At 65.5% G+C, this 18,030-nt stretch carries 3 protein-coding genes (1 of these 3 running past the window's edge); all 3 read right to left on the bottom strand.

Going from position 1 to position 18,030, the window contains the following annotated elements; genetic code table 11:
* Window positions 1-1,698 carry the start of a non-ribosomal peptide synthetase gene (locus JOH52_RS34935; RefSeq protein ID WP_234942956.1) on the bottom strand. It extends 18,639 nt beyond the left edge of the window, so only the first 1,698 of its 20,337 coding nucleotides appear in the window; the start codon lies at window positions 1,696-1,698; the stop codon falls past the left edge of the window.
* Window positions 1,695-16,973 (bottom strand): non-ribosomal peptide synthetase, encoded by a 15,279-nt coding sequence (locus JOH52_RS35855; protein ID WP_234942957.1) that lies wholly within the window; start codon window positions 16,971-16,973, stop codon window positions 1,695-1,697. The genes JOH52_RS34935 and JOH52_RS35855 overlap by 4 nt, the downstream gene beginning before the upstream one ends.
* Window positions 16,970-18,030 (bottom strand): condensation domain-containing protein (locus JOH52_RS35860; protein ID WP_234942958.1); only part of this gene is annotated, 1,061 nt, incomplete at its 5' end. The genes JOH52_RS35860 and JOH52_RS35855, both read right to left, overlap by 4 nt.

Genomic DNA, 18,030 nt, shown 5'->3' on the forward strand with positions numbered 1-18,030 from the left:
CGCCGGGCTGCGCTCGACGCAGATCGCCACTGGCTGGTCCGGCCTCACCCCGAGCCCGATCAGATGATGGGCCAGCCGGTTGGCATCGGCATTGAGCGCGCCATAGGAGATCGACTGCTCTTCGAAGACCAGTGCGACCGCGTCGGGCACCCGGCGCACCTGCGCCTCGAACAGCGCATGCACGCAAAGATCCGACGGATAGTCCGCTTCCGTCCGGTTCAACTCCTCCAGCAGGTAGCTGCGCTCGTCGGGAGGCAGGATGTCCAGCTCGGACACCGGCTGCTCGGCATCGGCAAGCATCGCCCGCAGCAGCGCCAGCAGATAACCACATTGCCGCTCGATCGTCGCCCGGTCGAACAACGCCGTCGCATAACCGAGAGTCCCGGCGATGGCCTCGCCCTGCTCTCCCAGGTTCAGTTCCAGATCGAACTTGACCTGATCGAGCCCCTCGCCCGCAGCCTCCACCTGCAGCCCCGGCAGGTCCAATGACCCGCCGGTGTTGTTCTGCCAGGCCAGTCCCACCTGGAACAACGGCGTGTGACCGAGAGCCCGGGGCGGCTGGACGATCTCCACCACCTGCTCGAACGGCAGGTCCTGATGATCCTGCGCAGTCAAGGCCGCGCGCCGCGCCCGTTCCAGGAGATCGGACACGCTCGGCTCGCCCGACAGATCGATTCGAACCGCCAGGGTGTTGACGAAGAAACCGATTAGATCCTCGATCTCGCGGCGACGACGATTGGCCGTCGGCACACCGATCACGATATCGTCCTGCCCGGACAGGCGCGACAGCACCGCAGCCCAGGCCGCCAGCACTGTCATGAACAACGTCGTGCCATGCTGCCGGCTCAGCCGCTTGAGCCCGCGCGTCAGAGCCTCATCGATGATAACCGGCACGCTGGCTCCGGCAAACGACTGCTGTGCCGGCCGCGGCCGGTCCGTCGGCAGCGCCAGACGGGCCGGGGCGCCAGACAGGGTGTCGCGCCAATACTGCGCCTGACGCTGCAGCCGCTCGCCGGACAACCATTGCCGTTGCCAGGCGGCATAATCCGGATACTGGATCGCCAGCGGCGGCAAAGGATCGTCCTCTCCAGCCTCAAACGCGCGGTAAAGGCTGCTGAGCTCGCGCACCAGCACCCCCATCGACCAGCCGTCCGAGACTATGTGATGCTGCGTCAGCAGAAAGACGTGCTCCTCATCCGCCAGCCGGATCAGCCGGCCGCGGATCAGCGGCTCGCGCGCCAGATCGAACGGCGTGCGCGCCTCTTCTTGGCACAGATCCAAAAGCGCGGCTTGCGCATCCGGCCTGTCCCGCAGATCGTGCTCGACCACCGGCAATCCCCTGTCCCCGGACAAAATCTGGACCTGCGGGTCATCCTCTCCGGCGACGAACGTGCAGCGCAGCGCCTCGTGACGGGCAAACAGGCGGTCAAGGCTGCGCCGCCAGGCGACACGGTCGAGCCTGCCCTGCAGTCGCCACCCCAGGGGAATGTTATAGTTCGTGCTGTCTTCGTCCAACTGTGCCAAGAACCAGAGACGCTGCTGCGAATAGGACAGCGGAAGCGCACCATCACGGCTGATCTTCGGGATCAGTGTGGCCTTTAGGTTGCTGCCTCGACTTCGCGCTCTGGCCAGGGAAAGGAGCTTAGCTAAGCCGTCTGAATCCAGTTCTTCTAATTGGCCGATGACAAAATCCGTCATTTCAGACTCCTAGAAGAAAGCAGTTTCTGAAGTTCGTGGCTATCAAATTCTTGTGCAATCAAGCTGATGGAAGATTCACGGGCTAGCTCGGCCAATGTTGGCTTGGCGAACAGGATCGCCAGCGGCAGCTCCACTGCCAAGGCCTCGGTCAGCCGGACGAGCACGCGCACCGCCAACAATGAGTGGCCGCCGAGTTCGAAGAAGTTGTCGTGGCGCCCGACCCGCTCGACGCCGAGAAGCTCGGCCCAGATCCCGGCCAGCAGCGTCTCGATCTCGCCCTGCGGCGCCTCGTAGGCCCGACGCGCATAGGCATCGTCGTCGGGGACCGGCAGCGCCTTGCGATCGAGCTTGCCGTTCACCGTCAGCGGCAGTGCATCCAGCCGCACGAAGGCCGACGGCACCATGTAGTCCGGCAGCAGGCCACCCAGATGCGCCCGCAACGACGCAGCAAGCCCGGCGCCATCGGCTTCGGCCGACCCGTCCGTCGTCTTCGCAACCACATAGGCGACGAGCCGCTTGTCGCCCGCCGCATCCGCGTGCGCCACCACCGCGGCATCGCCGACAAGCTCATGCTCCAGCAGCCGGGCGGCGATCTCGCCCGGCTCGATGCGGAAGCCGCGGATCTTCACCTGGTCGTCATTGCGGCCCAGAAACTCGAGATTGCCGTCCGGCAGGTAGCGCGCCAGGTCGCCGCTCCGGTACATCCGGGCGCCGGCCTTGCCGCTGAACGGATCCGCCAGGAACCGCTCCGCCGTCAGATCCGGACGGTTCAGGTAGCCGCGCGCCACCCCCGCCCCGCCGATATAAAGCTCACCAACCGCCCCAAACGGAACCGGCTGACCATGGCCGTCCAGCAGATAGATCCGCGTGTTCGAGATCGGACGCCCGATCGTTTCGACAACAGCCTGTCCCCTCGGCATGCAAATCCAAGTCGAGTACGTCGTTGTCTCCGAAGGGGCGTACAGATTGCAAATCTTCTGGACGCGCGTGCTCTCGAATATCCTCTCGATTAGGTCTGCCTTCACCCGCTCGCCCGCCAAATTGATGACGCTTGCCGATGCCGGCACGGCTTTCTGGTTGACCAGAGCGGTGATCGCCGAGGGGACCGTGTTGATCAAGGAGGCATCCACGGGCGTTCGGGCCAGCTTCAGTGCATCCTCGACGAGGTACAGCTTGCTTCCCTGCGAAAGCGGAAGGAAACACTCGTAAACGGACAGATCAAAACAGACCGAGGTCGAGAACAGCGTGCGCCTGATCTCTGATTCGGCAAACACGCCGCCACTCCAATGCAGCAGGTTCACTGTGTTCCGATGCTCGACCATGACGCCCTTAGGCGTGCCGGTGGATCCCGATGTGTAGATGACATAGGCGAGATTGCGGGCTGTCAGGCCGAGGGCATGCGGGTCGGGATCGTCAGCGGACTGGTCGGCCCAGGCGGGCATGGCCGTATCGAGATCGACCGCGCTCAGATCGGCGATTGCCTCGGCGCCCAACGCCGCGCGACCGGCGGCGTCGCAAAGCAGCAGCCGCGGGCCGGCATCGTCGAGCAACTGCCGCAGCCGTTCGCCGGGATAGGCCGGGTCGAGCGGCACATAGGCGCCGCCGGCCTTGAGGATCGCCAGCAGTCCCACCACCATCGCCGGGCTGCGCTCGACGCAGATCGCCACTGGCTGGTCCGGCCTCACCCCGAGCCCGATCAGATGATGGGCCAGCCGGTTGGCATCGGCATTGAGCGCGCCATAGGAGATCGACTGCTCTTCGAAGACCAGTGCGACCGCGTCGGGCACCCGGCGCACCTGCGCCTCGAACAGCGCATGCACGCAAAGATCCGACGGATAGTCCGCTTCCGTCCGGTTCAACTCCTCCAGCAGGTAGCTGCGCTCCTCAGCCGGAAGAATGTCGAGCTCGCGCACCGGCCTATCGGGCGCTCGCTCCAGCGCGTCGACCAGTTGCTCGAGCGCCCGCTGCATATAGCCGCAGATCCGATCGGCGGAGATCGGTTCGACCGCATCCGCCGTGAGCCCCAGCTCCTGACCAAAATCATCCACCGACAATGTCAGCGGGTAGTTGGTCCGTTCCTCGCCCCCCAGCCATTCCATGCCGGACAGCACGTCGCTTGTTCCCTCGCCGGCCATGGCCGGCGTGTTGTGGCGATAGTTCAGCAGCGCACTGAACAGTGGCGCTGGTGCGGCAATATCGCTGCAGCGTTGCGCCAATGCCAGCGAGGCATGCTCGTGTGAGAGCAATTCGGCCAGACGGGCGTGGGCGATACGCACACTTTCCTCGACCCCGGTCTCATCCAGATCCAGCCGCAACGGCAAGGTATTCATGAACAAGCCCATGGCACGGTCGGCGCCGGCACCCGCATGCATGCGGCCGAACAGCACCGTGCCGAACACCACCTGCTCGCGCCCGCTGCTCAGCGCCACCACCTGGGCCCAGGCCAGATGGCAAAGGCTAGCCAGACTCACCCCCAGCCGCCGCGCCTGGTGGCGCAGCCGATCGTTGAGCGCCTGCGGCAGCATCCGCCGTGCCTCGCGGGATCCGCGGCCGTCGCCGTAGACCTCGCTCAGAGCGAACGGCAGGGTCGGCTCGTCGATGTCGGCCAGCATCTCCCGGAAGAACGCTTCATGCGCTTTGGCATCCATGCCAAGCCGCGCCTGCGCCACCAGGTTGCGGAACGGCTGCGGCGCTGCAAGCTCATGCGCGCGCCCCTGCAGCACGGCCCGGACCTCGGCATGCATCACTTCGGCCGTCGTATGATCGCCGATCAGATGGTGCTGCAACACCAAAAGCAGCCAGCGCCCACTGCCCGGTTCGCGCGCGATCACGAACCGCATCAGCGGCGCCCGGCCAAGGTCGAGACGGTACTGGCGCGGATCGAACCGCCGCCTGAGCTCATCGGCGCCGGAACCATCACAGCCCTCCAGCTCGACCTCGAGCACATCCAAGGCCGCCTTGCGCCAGACAACCTGCGCCGGGCTCGACAGACCCTCCCAGACAAAGGCCGTGCGCAGAATGTCGTGGCGGTCGACCACCTGTTGAACCGCAGCAAGGTAGCGATCGAGCACACCCCGCTCGGCAAAGGCCATCTGCGACATCAGGAGATAGGGGTCACCCTGGGTTGCCAGCAAATGATGGAACAGAATGCCGTCCTGCAGCGGCGACAGGCCATAGATATCCTGGATATTGCCGACGCCGCCGGGCACCGTCGACACGATCCGGTCGATCTCCGGTTGGGTAAGATCGATCAGCGGCAGCATCTGCGGCGTGATCGCCGTACTCTGTTCCGTGATCGGGTTGGCAGGCACCGCCACCTCCCGGTGGCTGCCAAGACTGGCGGCCAGATCGGCAAGCATCGGCTTTGCAAATACGGTGCGAACCTCGACCCCGAGCGACAGCCGCCGCAGACGCTCCATCATTTGAACGGCCAACAATGAGTGGCCGCCGAGCTCGAAGAAGTTGTCGTGGCGCCCGACCTGCTCGACGCCGAGAAGCTCGGCCCAGATCCCGGCCAGCAGCGTCTCGATCTCGCCCTGCGGCGCCTCGTAGGCCCGACGCGCATAGGCATCGTCGTCGGGGACCGGCAGCGCCTTGCGGTCGAGCTTGCCGTTCACCGTCAGCGGCAGTGCATCCAGCCGCACGAAGGCCGACGGCACCATGTAGTCCGGTAGCAGGCCACCCAGATGCGCCCGCAACGACGCAGCAAGCCCGGCGCCATCGGCTTCGGCCGACCCGTCCGTCGTCTTCGCAACCACATAGGCGACGAGCCGCTTGTCGCCCGCCGCATCCGCGTGCGCCACCACCGCGGCATCGCCGACAAGCTCATGCTCCAGCAGCCGGGCGGCGATCTCGCCCGGCTCGATGCGGAAGCCGCGGATCTTCACCTGGTCGTCATTGCGGCCCAGAAACTCGAGATTGCCGTCCGGCAGGTAGCGCGCCAGGTCGCCGCTCCGGTACATCCGGGCGCCGGCCTTGCCGCTGAACGGATCCGCCAGGAACCGCTCCGCCGTCAGATCCGGACGGTTCAGGTAGCCGCGCGCCACCCCCGCCCCGCCGATATAAAGCTCACCAACCGCCCCAAACGGAACCGGCTGACCATGGCCGTCAAGCACATAAAGCCGCGTGTTCGCAATCGGACGGCCGATATGTGGCACAGCGTCACTGAAGAGCTGTCCCGACGTTGCCACCACAGTAACTTCCGTAGGACCATAGTTGTTTATTAACTTGAGAGGCGACGGTAGCCGGGAAGGCACACGCTGCAGACGATCACCGCCAATAAGCAAGTACTCCAACAAGGGAGTTACCAGCTCGCCTTCCAATGCCGTTGCAGCCAGCGGCGTGACTAAAAAGGCGGCGTCCAGTGGTTGATCACGCCACCATTGCAGGAGAAGCAGAGGATCTCCTGCTGCCGGTCTGGGTGGGAGCAGCAATGTGCTGCGATTGTATAATGCAGACCATAACTCCCAAGCGCTGGCATCGAATGCCACTCCAGCCGTGAGTGTGCAGCAGGTTTCTGGTTGCGGACAAAATGTTTGCACATGCCATGCTGTGAGATTGACCAGGCTTTGATGCTCGACCATGACGCCCTTAGGCGTGCCGGTGGATCCCGATGTGTAGATGACATAGGCGAGATTGCGGGCTGTCAGGCCGAGGGCATGCGGGTCGGGATCGTCAGCGGACTGGTCGGCCCAGGCGGGCATGGCCGTATCGAGATCGACCGCGCTCAGATCGGCGATTGCCTCGGCGCCCAACGCCGCGCGACCGGCGGCGTCGCAAAGCAGCAGCCGCGGGCCGGCATCGTCGAGCAACTGCCGCAGCCGTTCGCCGGGATAGGCCGGGTCGAGCGGCACATAGGCGCCGCCGGCCTTGAGGATCGCCAGCAGTCCCACCACCATCGCCGGGCTGCGCTCGACGCAGATCGCCACTGGCTGGTCCGGCCTCACCCCGAGCCCGATCAGATGATGGGCCAGCCGGTTGGCATCGGCATTGAGCGCGCCATAGGAGATCGACTGCTCTTCGAAGACCAGTGCGACCGCGTCGGGCACCCGGCGCACCTGCGCCTCGAACAGCGCATGCACGCAAAGATCCGACGGATAGTCCGCTTCCGTCCGGTTCAACTCCTCCAGCAGGTAGCTGCGCTCCTCAGCCGGAAGAATGTCGAGCTCGCGCACCGGCCTATCGGGCGCTCGCTCCAGCGCGTCGACCAGTTGCTCGAGCGCCCGCTGCATATAGCCGCAGATCCGATCGGCGGAGATCGGTTCGACCGCATCCGCCGTGAGCCCCAGCTCCTGACCAAAATCATCCACCGACAATGTCAGCGGGTAGTTGGTCCGTTCCTCGCCCCCCAGCCATTCCATGCCGGACAGCACGTCGCTTGTTCCCTCGCCGGCCATGGCCGGCGTGTTGTGGCGATAGTTCAGCAGCGCACTGAACAGTGGCGCTGGTGCGGCAATATCGCTGCAGCGTTGCGCCAATGCCAGCGAGGCATGCTCGTGTGAGAGCAATTCGGCCAGACGGGCGTGGGCGATACGCACACTTTCCTCGACCCCGGTCTCATCCAGATCCAGCCGCAACGGCAAGGTATTCATGAACAAGCCCATGGCACGGTCGGCGCCGGCACCCGCATGCATGCGGCCGAACAGCACCGTGCCGAACACCACCTGCTCGCGCCCGCTGCTCAGCGCCACCACCTGGGCCCAGGCCAGATGGCAAAGGCTAGCCAGACTCACCCCCAGCCGCCGCGCCTGGTGGCGCAGCCGATCGTTGAGCGCCTGCGGCAGCATCCGCCGTGCCTCGCGGGATCCGCGGCCGTCGCCGTAGACCTCGCTCAGAGCGAACGGCAGGGTCGGCTCGTCGATGTCGGCCAGCATCTCCCGGAAGAACGCTTCATGCGCTTTGGCATCCATGCCAAGCCGCGCCTGCGCCACCAGGTTGCGGAACGGCTGCGGCGCTGCAAGCTCATGCGCGCGCCCCTGCAGCACGGCCCGGACCTCGGCATGCATCACTTCGGCCGTCGTATGATCGCCGATCAGATGGTGCTGCAACACCAAAAGCAGCCAGCGCCCACTGCCCGGTTCGCGCGCGATCACGAACCGCATCAGCGGCGCCCGGCCAAGGTCGAGACGGTACTGGCGCGGATCGAACCGCCGCCTGAGCTCATCGGCGCCGGAACCATCACAGCCCTCCAGCTCGACCTCGAGCACATCCAAGGCCGCCTTGCGCCAGACAACCTGCGCCGGGCTCGACAGACCCTCCCAGACAAAGGCCGTGCGCAGAATGTCGTGGCGGTCGACCACCTGTTGAACCGCAGCAAGGTAGCGATCGAGCACACCCCGCTCGGCAAAGGCCATCTGCGACATCAGGAGATAGGGGTCACCCTGGGTTGCCAGCAAATGATGGAACAGAATGCCGTCCTGCAGCGGCGACAGGCCATAGATATCCTGGATATTGCCGACGCCGCCGGGCACCGTCGACACGATCCGGTCGATCTCCGGTTGGGTAAGATCGATCAGCGGCAGCATCTGCGGCGTGATCGCCGTACTCTGTTCCGTGATCGGGTTGGCAGGCACCGCCACCTCCCGGTGGCTGCCAAGACTGGCGGCCAGATCGGCAAGCATCGGCTTTGCAAATACGGTGCGAACCTCGACCCCGAGCGACAGCCGCCGCAGACGCTCCATCATTTGAACGGCCAACAATGAGTGGCCGCCGAGTTCGAAGAAGTTGTCGTGGCGCCCGACCTGCTCGACGCCGAGAAGCTCGGCCCAGATCCCGGCCAGCAGCGTCTCGATCTCGCCCTGCGGCGCCTCGTAGGCCCGACGCGCATAGGCATCGTCGTCGGGGACCGGCAGCGCCTTGCGATCGAGCTTGCCGTTCACCGTCAGCGGCAGTGCATCCAGCCGCACGAAGGCCGACGGCACCATGTAGTCCGGTAGCAGGCCACCCAGATGCGCCCGCAACGACGCAGCAAGCCCGGCGCCATCGGCTTCGGCCGACCCGTCCGTCGTCTTCGCAACCACATAGGCGACGAGCCGCTTGTCGCCCGCCGCATCCGCGTGCGCCACCACCGCGGCATCGCCGACAAGCTCATGCTCCAGCAGCCGGGCGGCGATCTCGCCCGGCTCGATGCGGAAGCCGCGGATCTTCACCTGGTCGTCATTGCGGCCCAGAAACTCGAGATTGCCGTCCGGCAGGTAGCGCGCCAGGTCGCCGCTCCGGTACATCCGGGCGCCGGCCTTGCCGCTGAACCGATCCGCCAGGAACCGCTCCGCCGTCAGATCCGGACGGTTCAGGTAGCCGCGCGCCACCCCCGCCCCGCCGATATAAAGCTCACCAACCGCCCCAAACGGAACCGGCTGACCATGGCCGTCAAGCACATAAAGCCGCGTGTTCGCAATCGGACGGCCGATCGGCACATTCGTCGATGCGGAAAGATCTGCAGGGATGTCATGGAAAGCACAACCGACAACCGCTTCCGTCGGGCCATACTCGTTGACCATTCTAGCCGCCGGCTGGATCTGACGCCATAGCTCGACCGTCGAAGACGACAATGCCTCACCGCCAATGACGAGCACCTCCACCTGACTGGCATCTCCAGCCGACTGCAGTTGCTGTCCAAGAACATCCAGATGGCTCGGGGTGACATTGACCAGCCCGCACGGTGTGCCGACCCTTGACCTGATCCCCTCGACCTCGTCCCCCTCTTTCGTAAGCAATGCATGGCCGCCAGAGACCAAAGGCGCAAACAGGCTGTTGACCGTGGCATCGAAGGCGAGCGAAGAGGAGACGACGGATGAGGATATGGGAGCGTAGCTCTCACGAGCCCAGCTTAGATAATTGGTCATCCCGCGATGCTCGACCATGACGCCCTTAGGCGTGCCGGTGGATCCCGATGTGTAGATGACATAGGCGAGATTGCGGGCTGTCAGGCCGAGGGCATGCGGGTCGGGATCGTCAGCGGACTGGTCGGCCCAGGCGGGCATGGCCGTATCGAGATCGACCGCGCTCAGATCGGCGATTGCCTCGGCGCCCAACGCCGCGCGACCGGCGGCGTCGCAAAGCAGCAGCCGCGGGCCGGCATCGTCGAGCAACTGCCGCAGCCGTTCGCCGGGATAGGCCGGGTCGAGCGGCACATAGGCGCCGCCGGCCTTGAGGATCGCCAGCAGTCCCACCACCATCGCCGGGCTGCGCTCGACGCAGATCGCCACTGGCTGGTCCGGCCTCACCCCGAGCCCGATCAGATGATGGGCCAGCCGGTTGGCATCGGCATTGAGCGCGCCATAGGAGATCGACTGCTCTTCGAAGACCAGTGCGACCGCGTCGGGCACCCGGCGCACCTGCGCCTCGAACAGCGCATGCACGCAAAGATCCGACGGATAGTCCGCTTCCGTCCGGTTCAACTCCTCCAGCAGGTAGCTGCGCTCGTCGGGAGGCAGGATGTCCAGCTCGGACACCGGCTGCTCGGCATCGGCAAGCATCGCCCGCAGCAGCGCCAGCAGATAACCACATTGCCGCTCGATCGTCGCCCGGTCGAACAACGCCGTCGCATAACCGAGAGTCCCGGCGATGGCCTCGCCCTGCTCTCCCAGGTTCAGTTCCAGATCGAACTTGACCTGATCGAGCCCCTCGCCCGCAGCCTCCACCTGCAGCCCCGGCAGGTCCAATGACCCGCCGGTGTTGTTCTGCCAGGCCAGTCCCACCTGGAACAACGGCGTGTGACCGAGAGCCCGGGGCGGCTGGACGATCTCCACCACCTGCTCGAACGGCAGGTCCTGATGATCCTGCGCAGTCAAGGCCGCGCGCCGCGCCCGTTCCAGGAGATCGGACACGCTCGGCTCGCCCGACAGATCGATTCGAACCGCCAGGGTGTTGACGAAGAAACCGATTAGATCCTCGATCTCGCGGCGACGACGATTGGCCGTCGGCACACCGATCACGATATCGTCCTGCCCGGACAGGCGCGACAGCACCGCAGCCCAGGCCGCCAGCACTGTCATGAACAACGTCGTGCCATGCTGCCGGCTCAGCCGCTTGAGCCCGCGCGTCAGAGCCTCATCGATGATAACCGGCACGCTGGCTCCGGCAAACGACTGCTGTGCCGGCCGCGGCCGGTCCGTCGGCAGCGCCAGACGGGCCGGGGCGCCAGACAGGGTGTCGCGCCAATACTGCGCCTGACGCTGCAGCCGCTCGCCGGACAACCATTGCCGTTGCCAGGCGGCATAATCCGGATACTGGATCGCCAGCGGCGGCAAAGGATCGTCCTCTCCAGCCTCAAACGCGCGGTAAAGGCTGCTGAGCTCGCGCACCAGCACCCCCATCGACCAGCCGTCCGAGACTATGTGATGCTGCGTCAGCAGAAAGACGTGCTCCTCATCCGCCAGCCGGATCAGCCGGCCGCGGATCAGCGGCTCGCGCGCCAGATCGAACGGCGTGCGCGCCTCTTCTTGGCACAGATCCAAAAGCGCGGCTTGCGCATCCGGCCTGTCCCGCAGATCGTGCTCGACCACCGGCAATCCCCTGTCCCCGGACAAAATCTGGACCTGCGGGTCATCCTCTCCGGCGACGAACGTGCAGCGCAGCGCCTCGTGACGGGCAAACAGGCGGTCAAGGCTGCGCCGCCAGGCGACACGGTCGAGTCTGCCCTGCAGTCGCCACCCCAGGGGAATGTTATAGTTCGTGCTGTCTTCGTCCAACTGTGCCAAGAACCAGAGACGCTGCTGCGAATAGGACAGCGGAAGCGCACCATCACGTCCGACTGGCATGATGACCGGTGCTGTCTGCGCACCAGAACCGTTCAGCACTTCGCCAACACTTAGCGCCAAATCGGCCAATGTTGGCTTGGCGAACAGGATCGCCAGCGGCAGCTCCACTGCCAAGGCCTCGGTCAGCCGGACGAGCACGCGCACCGCCAACAATGAGTGGCCGCCGAGCTCGAAGAAGTTGTCGTGGCGCCCGACCTGCTCGACGCCGAGAAGCTCGGCCCAGATCCCGGCCAGCAGCGTCTCGATCTCGCCCTGCGGCGCCTCGTAGGCCCGACGCGCATAGGCATCGTCGTCGGGGACCGGCAGCGCCTTGCGGTCGAGCTTGCCGTTCACCGTCAGCGGCAGTGCATCCAGCCGCACGAAGGCCGACGGCACCATGTAGTCCGGTAGCAGGCCACCCAGATGCGCCCGCAACGACGCAGCAAGCCCGGCGCCATCGGCTTCGGCCGACCCGTCCGTCGTCTTCGCAACCACATAGGCGACGAGCCGCTTGTCGCCCGCCGCATCCGCGTGCGCCACCACCGCGGCATCGCCGACAAGCTCATGCTCCAGCAGCCGGGCGGCGATCTCGCCCGGCTCGATGCGGAAGCCGCGGATCTTCACCTGGTCGTCATTGCGGCCCAGAAACTCGAGATTGCCGTCCGGCAGGTAGCGCGCCAGGTCGCCGCTCCGGTACATCCGGGCGCCGGCCTTGCCGCTGAACGGATCCGCCAGGAACCGCTCCGCCGTCAGATCCGGACGGTTCAGGTAGCCGCGCGCCACCCCCGCCCCGCCGATATAAAGCTCACCAACCGCCCCAAACGGAACCGGCTGACCATGGCCGTCCAGCAGATAGATCCGCGTGTTCGAGATCGGACGCCCGATCGTTTCGACAACAGCCTGTCCCCTCGGCATGCAAATCCAAGTCGAGTACGTCGTTGTCTCCGAAGGGGCGTACAGATTGCAAATCTTCTGGACGCGCGTGCTCTCGAATATCCTCTCGATTAGGTCTGCCTTCACCCGCTCGCCCGCCAAATTGATGACGCTTGCCGATGCCGGCACGGCTTTCTGGTTGACCAGAGCGGTGATCGCCGAGGGGACCGTGTTGATCAAGGAGGCATCCACGGGCGTTCGGGCCAGCTTCAGTGCATCCTCGACGAGGTACAGCTTGCTTCCCTGCGAAAGCGGAAGGAAACACTCGTAAACGGACAGATCAAAACAGACCGAGGTCGAGAACAGCGTGCGCCTGATCTCTGATTCGGCAAACACGCCGCCACTCCAATGCAGCAGGTTCACTGTGTTCCGATGCTCGACCATGACGCCCTTAGGCGTGCCGGTGGATCCCGATGTGTAGATGACATAGGCGAGATTGCGGGCTGTCAGGCCGAGGGCATGCGGGTCGGGATCGTCAGCGGACTGGTCGGCCCAGGCGGGCATGGCCGTATCGAGATCGACCGCGCTCAGATCGGCGATTGCCTCGGCGCCCAACGCCGCGCGACCGGCGGCGTCGCAAAGCAGCAGCCGCGGGCCGGCATCGTCGAGCAACTGCCGCAGCCGTTCGCCGGGATAGGCCGGGTCGAGCGGCACATAGGCGCCGCCGGCCTTGAGGATCGCCAGCAGTCCCACCACCATCGCCGGGCTGCGCTCGACGCAGATCGCCACTGGCTGGTCCGGCCTCACCCCGAGCCCGATCAGATGATGGGCCAGCCGGTTGGCATCGGCATTGAGCGCGCCATAGGAGATCGACTGCTCTTCGAAGACCAGTGCGACCGCGTCGGGCACCCGGCGCACCTGCGCCTCGAACAGCGCATGCACGCAAAGATCCGACGGATAGTCCGCTTCCGTCCGGTTCAACTCCTCCAGCAGGTAGCTGCGCTCGTCGGGAGGCAGGATGTCCAGCTCGGACACCGGCTGCTCGGCATCGGCAAGCATCGCCCGCAGCAGCGCCAGCAGATAACCACATTGCCGCTCGATCGTCGCCCGGTCGAACAACGCCGTCGCATAACCGAGAGTCCCGGCGATGGCCTCGCCCTGCTCTCCCAGGTTCAGTTCCAGATCGAACTTGACCTGATCGAGCCCCTCGCCCGCAGCCTCCACCTGCAGCCCCGGCAGGTCCAATGACCCGCCGGTGTTGTTCTGCCAGGCCAGTCCCACCTGGAACAACGGCGTGTGACCGAGAGCCCGGGGCGGCTGGACGATCTCCACCACCTGCTCGAACGGCAGGTCCTGATGATCCTGCGCAGTCAAGGCCGCGCGCCGCGCCCGTTCCAGGAGATCGGACACGCTCGGCTCGCCCGACAGATCGATTCGAACCGCCAGGGTGTTGACGAAGAAACCGATTAGATCCTCGATCTCGCGGCGACGACGATTGGCCGTCGGCACACCGATCACGATATCGTCCTGCCCGGACAGGCGCGACAGCACCGCAGCCCAGGCCGCCAGCACTGTCATGAACAACGTCGTGCCATGCTGCCGGCTCAGCCGCTTGAGCCCGCGCGTCAGAGCCTCATCGATGATAACCGGCACGCTGGCTCCGGCAAACGACTGCTGTGCCGGCCGCGGCCGGTCCGTCGGCAGCGCCAGACGGGCCGGGGCGCCAGACAGGGTGTCGCGCCAATACTGCGCCTGACGCTGCAGCCGCTCGCCGGACAACCATTGCCGTTGCCAGGCGGCATAATCCGGATACTGGATCGCCAGCGGCGGCAAAGGATCGTCCTCTCCAGCCTCAAACGCGCGGTAAAGGCTGCTGAGCTCGCGCACCAGCACCCCCATCGACCAGCCGTCCGAGACTATGTGATGCTGCGTCAGCAGAAAGACGTGCTCCTCATCCGCCAGCCGGATCAGCCGGCCGCGGATCAGCGGCTCGCGCGCCAGATCGAACGGCGTGCGCGCCTCTTCTTGGCACAGATCCAAAAGCGCGGCTTGCGCATCCGGCCTGTCCCGCAGATCGTGCTCGACCACCGGCAATCCCCTGTCCCCGGACAAAATCTGGACCTGCGGGTCATCCTCTCCGGCGACGAACGTGCAGCGCAGCGCCTCGTGACGGGCAAACAGGCGGTCAAGGCTGCGCCGCCAGGCGACACGGTCGAGTCTGCCCTGCAGTCGCCACCCCAGGGGAATGTTATAGTTCGTGCTGTCTTCGTCCAACTGTGCCAAGAACCAGAGACGCTGCTGCGAATAGGACAGCGGAAGCGCACCATCACGTCCGACTGGCATGATGACCGGTGCTGTCTGCGCACCAGAACCGTTCAGCACTTCGCCAACACTTAGCGCCAAATCGGCCAATGTTGGCTTGGCGAACAGGATCGCCAGCGGCAGCTCCACTGCCAAGGCCTCGGTCAGCCGGACGAGCACGCGCACCGCCAACAATGAGTGGCCGCCGAGCTCGAAGAAGTTGTCGTGGCGCCCGACCTGCTCGACGCCGAGAAGCTCGGCCCAGATCCCGGCCAGCAGCGTCTCGATCTCGCCCTGCGGCGCCTCGTAGGCCCGACGCGCATAGGCATCGTCGTCGGGGACCGGCAGCGCCTTGCGGTCGAGCTTGCCGTTCACCGTCAGCGGCAGTGCATCCAGCCGCACGAAGGCCGACGGCACCATGTAGTCCGGTAGCAGGCCACCCAGATGCGCCCGCAACGACGCAGCAAGCCCGGCGCCATCGGCTTCGGCCGACCCGTCCGTCGTCTTCGCAACCACATAGGCGACGAGCCGCTTGTCGCCCGCCGCATCCGCGTGCGCCACCACCGCGGCATCGCCGACAAGCTCATGCTCCAGCAGCCGGGCGGCGATCTCGCCCGGCTCGATGCGGAAGCCGCGGATCTTCACCTGGTCGTCATTGCGGCCCAGAAACTCGAGATTGCCGTCCGGCAGGTAGCGCGCCAGGTCGCCGCTCCGGTACATCCGGGCGCCGGCCTTGCCGCTGAACGGATCCGCCAGGAACCGCTCCGCCGTCAGATCCGGACGGTTCAGGTAGCCGCGCGCCACCCCCGCCCCGCCGATATAAAGCTCACCAACCGCCCCAAACGGAACCGGCTGACCATGGCCGTCAAGCACATAAAGCCGCGTGTTCGCAATCGGACGGCCGATCGGCACATACCGGTGAGGCGCCTCAATTCTCGTGTCGGTAAGAAAGGTGGTCGCCCAAATCGTAGTCTCCGTCGGACCATAAAGATTTCTGAGAGATTTTACCCTTCTGCCGAGGTTCGAGGCCAGTTCTGAAGGCAACGCTTCGCCGCCACACAACGCACTTAAATCGGGCGCACCCTCCCAGCCGGCGTCGAAGAGCATACGCCACGCCGCGGGGGTCGCCTGCATCACAGTTATCTTCTGATGGGATAGATACCGCTGTAATCCAATAACACTGGTTCCGTGAGCAACAACGACGTTAGCTCCCACGGCCAGTGGCAGATAGAGTTCCAGCCCCGCAATGTCGAAAGAGATCGTCGTGATCGCGAGGAGTGAATCGCGCTCTGTGAGGCCCGATACATCTAAAAGAGCGCGTAGAACATTGAGAACACTTGCATGCTCGACCATGACGCCCTTAGGCGTGCCGGTGGATCCCGATGTGTAGATGACATAGGCGAGATTGCGGGCTGTCAGGCCGAGGGCATGCGGGTCGGGATCGTCAGCGGACTGGTCGGCCCAAGCGGGCATGGCCGCATCGAGATCGACCGCGCTCAGATCGGCGATTGCCTCGGCGCCCAACGCCGCGCGACCGGCGGCGTCGCAAAGCAGCAGCCGCGGGCCGGCATCGTCGAGCAACTGCCGCAGCCGTTCGCCGGGATAGGCCGGGTCGAGCGGCACATAGGCGCCGCCGGCCTTGAGGATCGCCAGCAGTCCCACCACCATCGCCGGGCTGCGCTCGACGCAGATCGCCACTGGCTGGTCCGGCCTCACCCCGAGCCCGATCAGATGATGGGCCAGCCGGTTGGCATCGGCATTGAGCGCGCCATAGGAGATCGACTGCTCTTCGAAGACCAGTGCGACCGCGTCGGGCACCCGGCGCACCTGCGCCTCGAACAGCGCATGCACGCAAAGATCCGACGGATAGTCCGCTTCCGTCCGGTTCAACTCCTCCAGCAGGTAGCTGCGCTCCTCAGCCGGAAGAATGTCGAGCTCGCGCACCGGCCTATCGGGCGCTTGCTCCAGCGCGTCGACCAGTTGCTCGAGCGCCCGCTGCATATAGCCGCAGATCCGATCGGCGGAGATCGGTTCGACCGCATCCGCCGTGAGCCCCAGCTCCTGACCAAAATCATCCACCGACAATGTCAGCGGGTAGTTGGTCCGTTCCTCGCCCCCCAGCCATTCCATGCCGGACAGCACGTCGCTTGTTCCCTCGCCGGCCATGGCCGGCGTGTTGTGGCGATAGTTCAGCAGCGCACTGAACAGTGGCGCTGGTGCGGCAATATCGCTGCAGCGTTGCGCCAATGCCAGCGAGGCATGCTCGTGTGAGAGCAATTCGGCCAGACGGGCGTGGGCGATACGCACACTTTCCTCGACCCCGGTCTCATCCAGATCCAGCCGCAACGGCAAGGTATTCATGAACAAGCCCATGGCACGGTCGGCGCCGGCACCCCATGCATGCGGCCGAACAGCACCGTGCCGAACACCACCTGCTCGCGCCCGCTGCTCAGCGCCACCACCTGGGCCCAGGCCAGATGGCAAAGGCTAGCCAGACTCACCCCCAGCCGCCGCGCCTGGTGGCGCAGCCGATCGTTGAGCGCCTGCGGCAGCATCCGCCGTGCCTCGCGGGATCCGCGGCCGTCGCCGTAGACCTCGCTCAGAGCGAACGGCAGGGTCGGCTCGTCGATGTCGGCCAGCATCTCCCGGAAGAACGCTTCATGCGCTTTGGCATCCATGCCAAGCCGCGCCTGCGCCACCAGGTTGCGGAACGGCGGCGCTGCAAGCTCATGCGCGCGCCCCTGCAGCACGGCCCGGACCTCGGCATGCATCACTTCGGCCGTCGTATGATCGCCGATCAGATGGTGCTGCAACACCAAAAGCAGCCAGCGCCCACTGCCCGGTTCGCGCGCGATCACGAACCGCATCAGCGGCGCCCGGCCAAGGTCGAGACGGTACTGGCGCGGATCGAACCGCCGCCTGAGCTCATCGGCGCCGGAACCATCACAGCCCTCCAGCTCGACCTCGAGCACATCCAAGGCCGCCTTGCGCCAGACAACCTGCGCCGGGCTCGACAGACCCTCCCAGACAAAGGCCGTGCGCAGAATGTCGTGGCGGTCGACCACCTGTTGAACCGCAGCAAGGTAGCGATCGAGCACACCCCGCTCGGCAAAGGCCATCTGCGACATCAGGAGATAGGGGTCACCCTGGGTTGCCAGCAAATGATGGAACAGAATGCCGTCCTGCAGCGGCGACAGGCCATAGATATCCTGGATATTGCCGACGCCGCCGGGCACCGTCGACACGATCCGGTCGATCTCCGGTTGGGTAAGATCGATCAGCGGCAGCATCTGCGGCGTGATCGCCGTACTCTGTTCCGTGATCGGGTTGGCAGGCACCGCCACCTCCCGGTGGCTGCCAAGACTGGCGGCCAGATCGGCAAGCATCGGCTTTGCAAATACGGTGCGAACCTCGACCC

The organism is Sinorhizobium meliloti (assembly GCF_017876815.1).
GTDB classification, from domain to species: domain Bacteria; phylum Pseudomonadota; class Alphaproteobacteria; order Rhizobiales; family Rhizobiaceae; genus Sinorhizobium; species Sinorhizobium meliloti.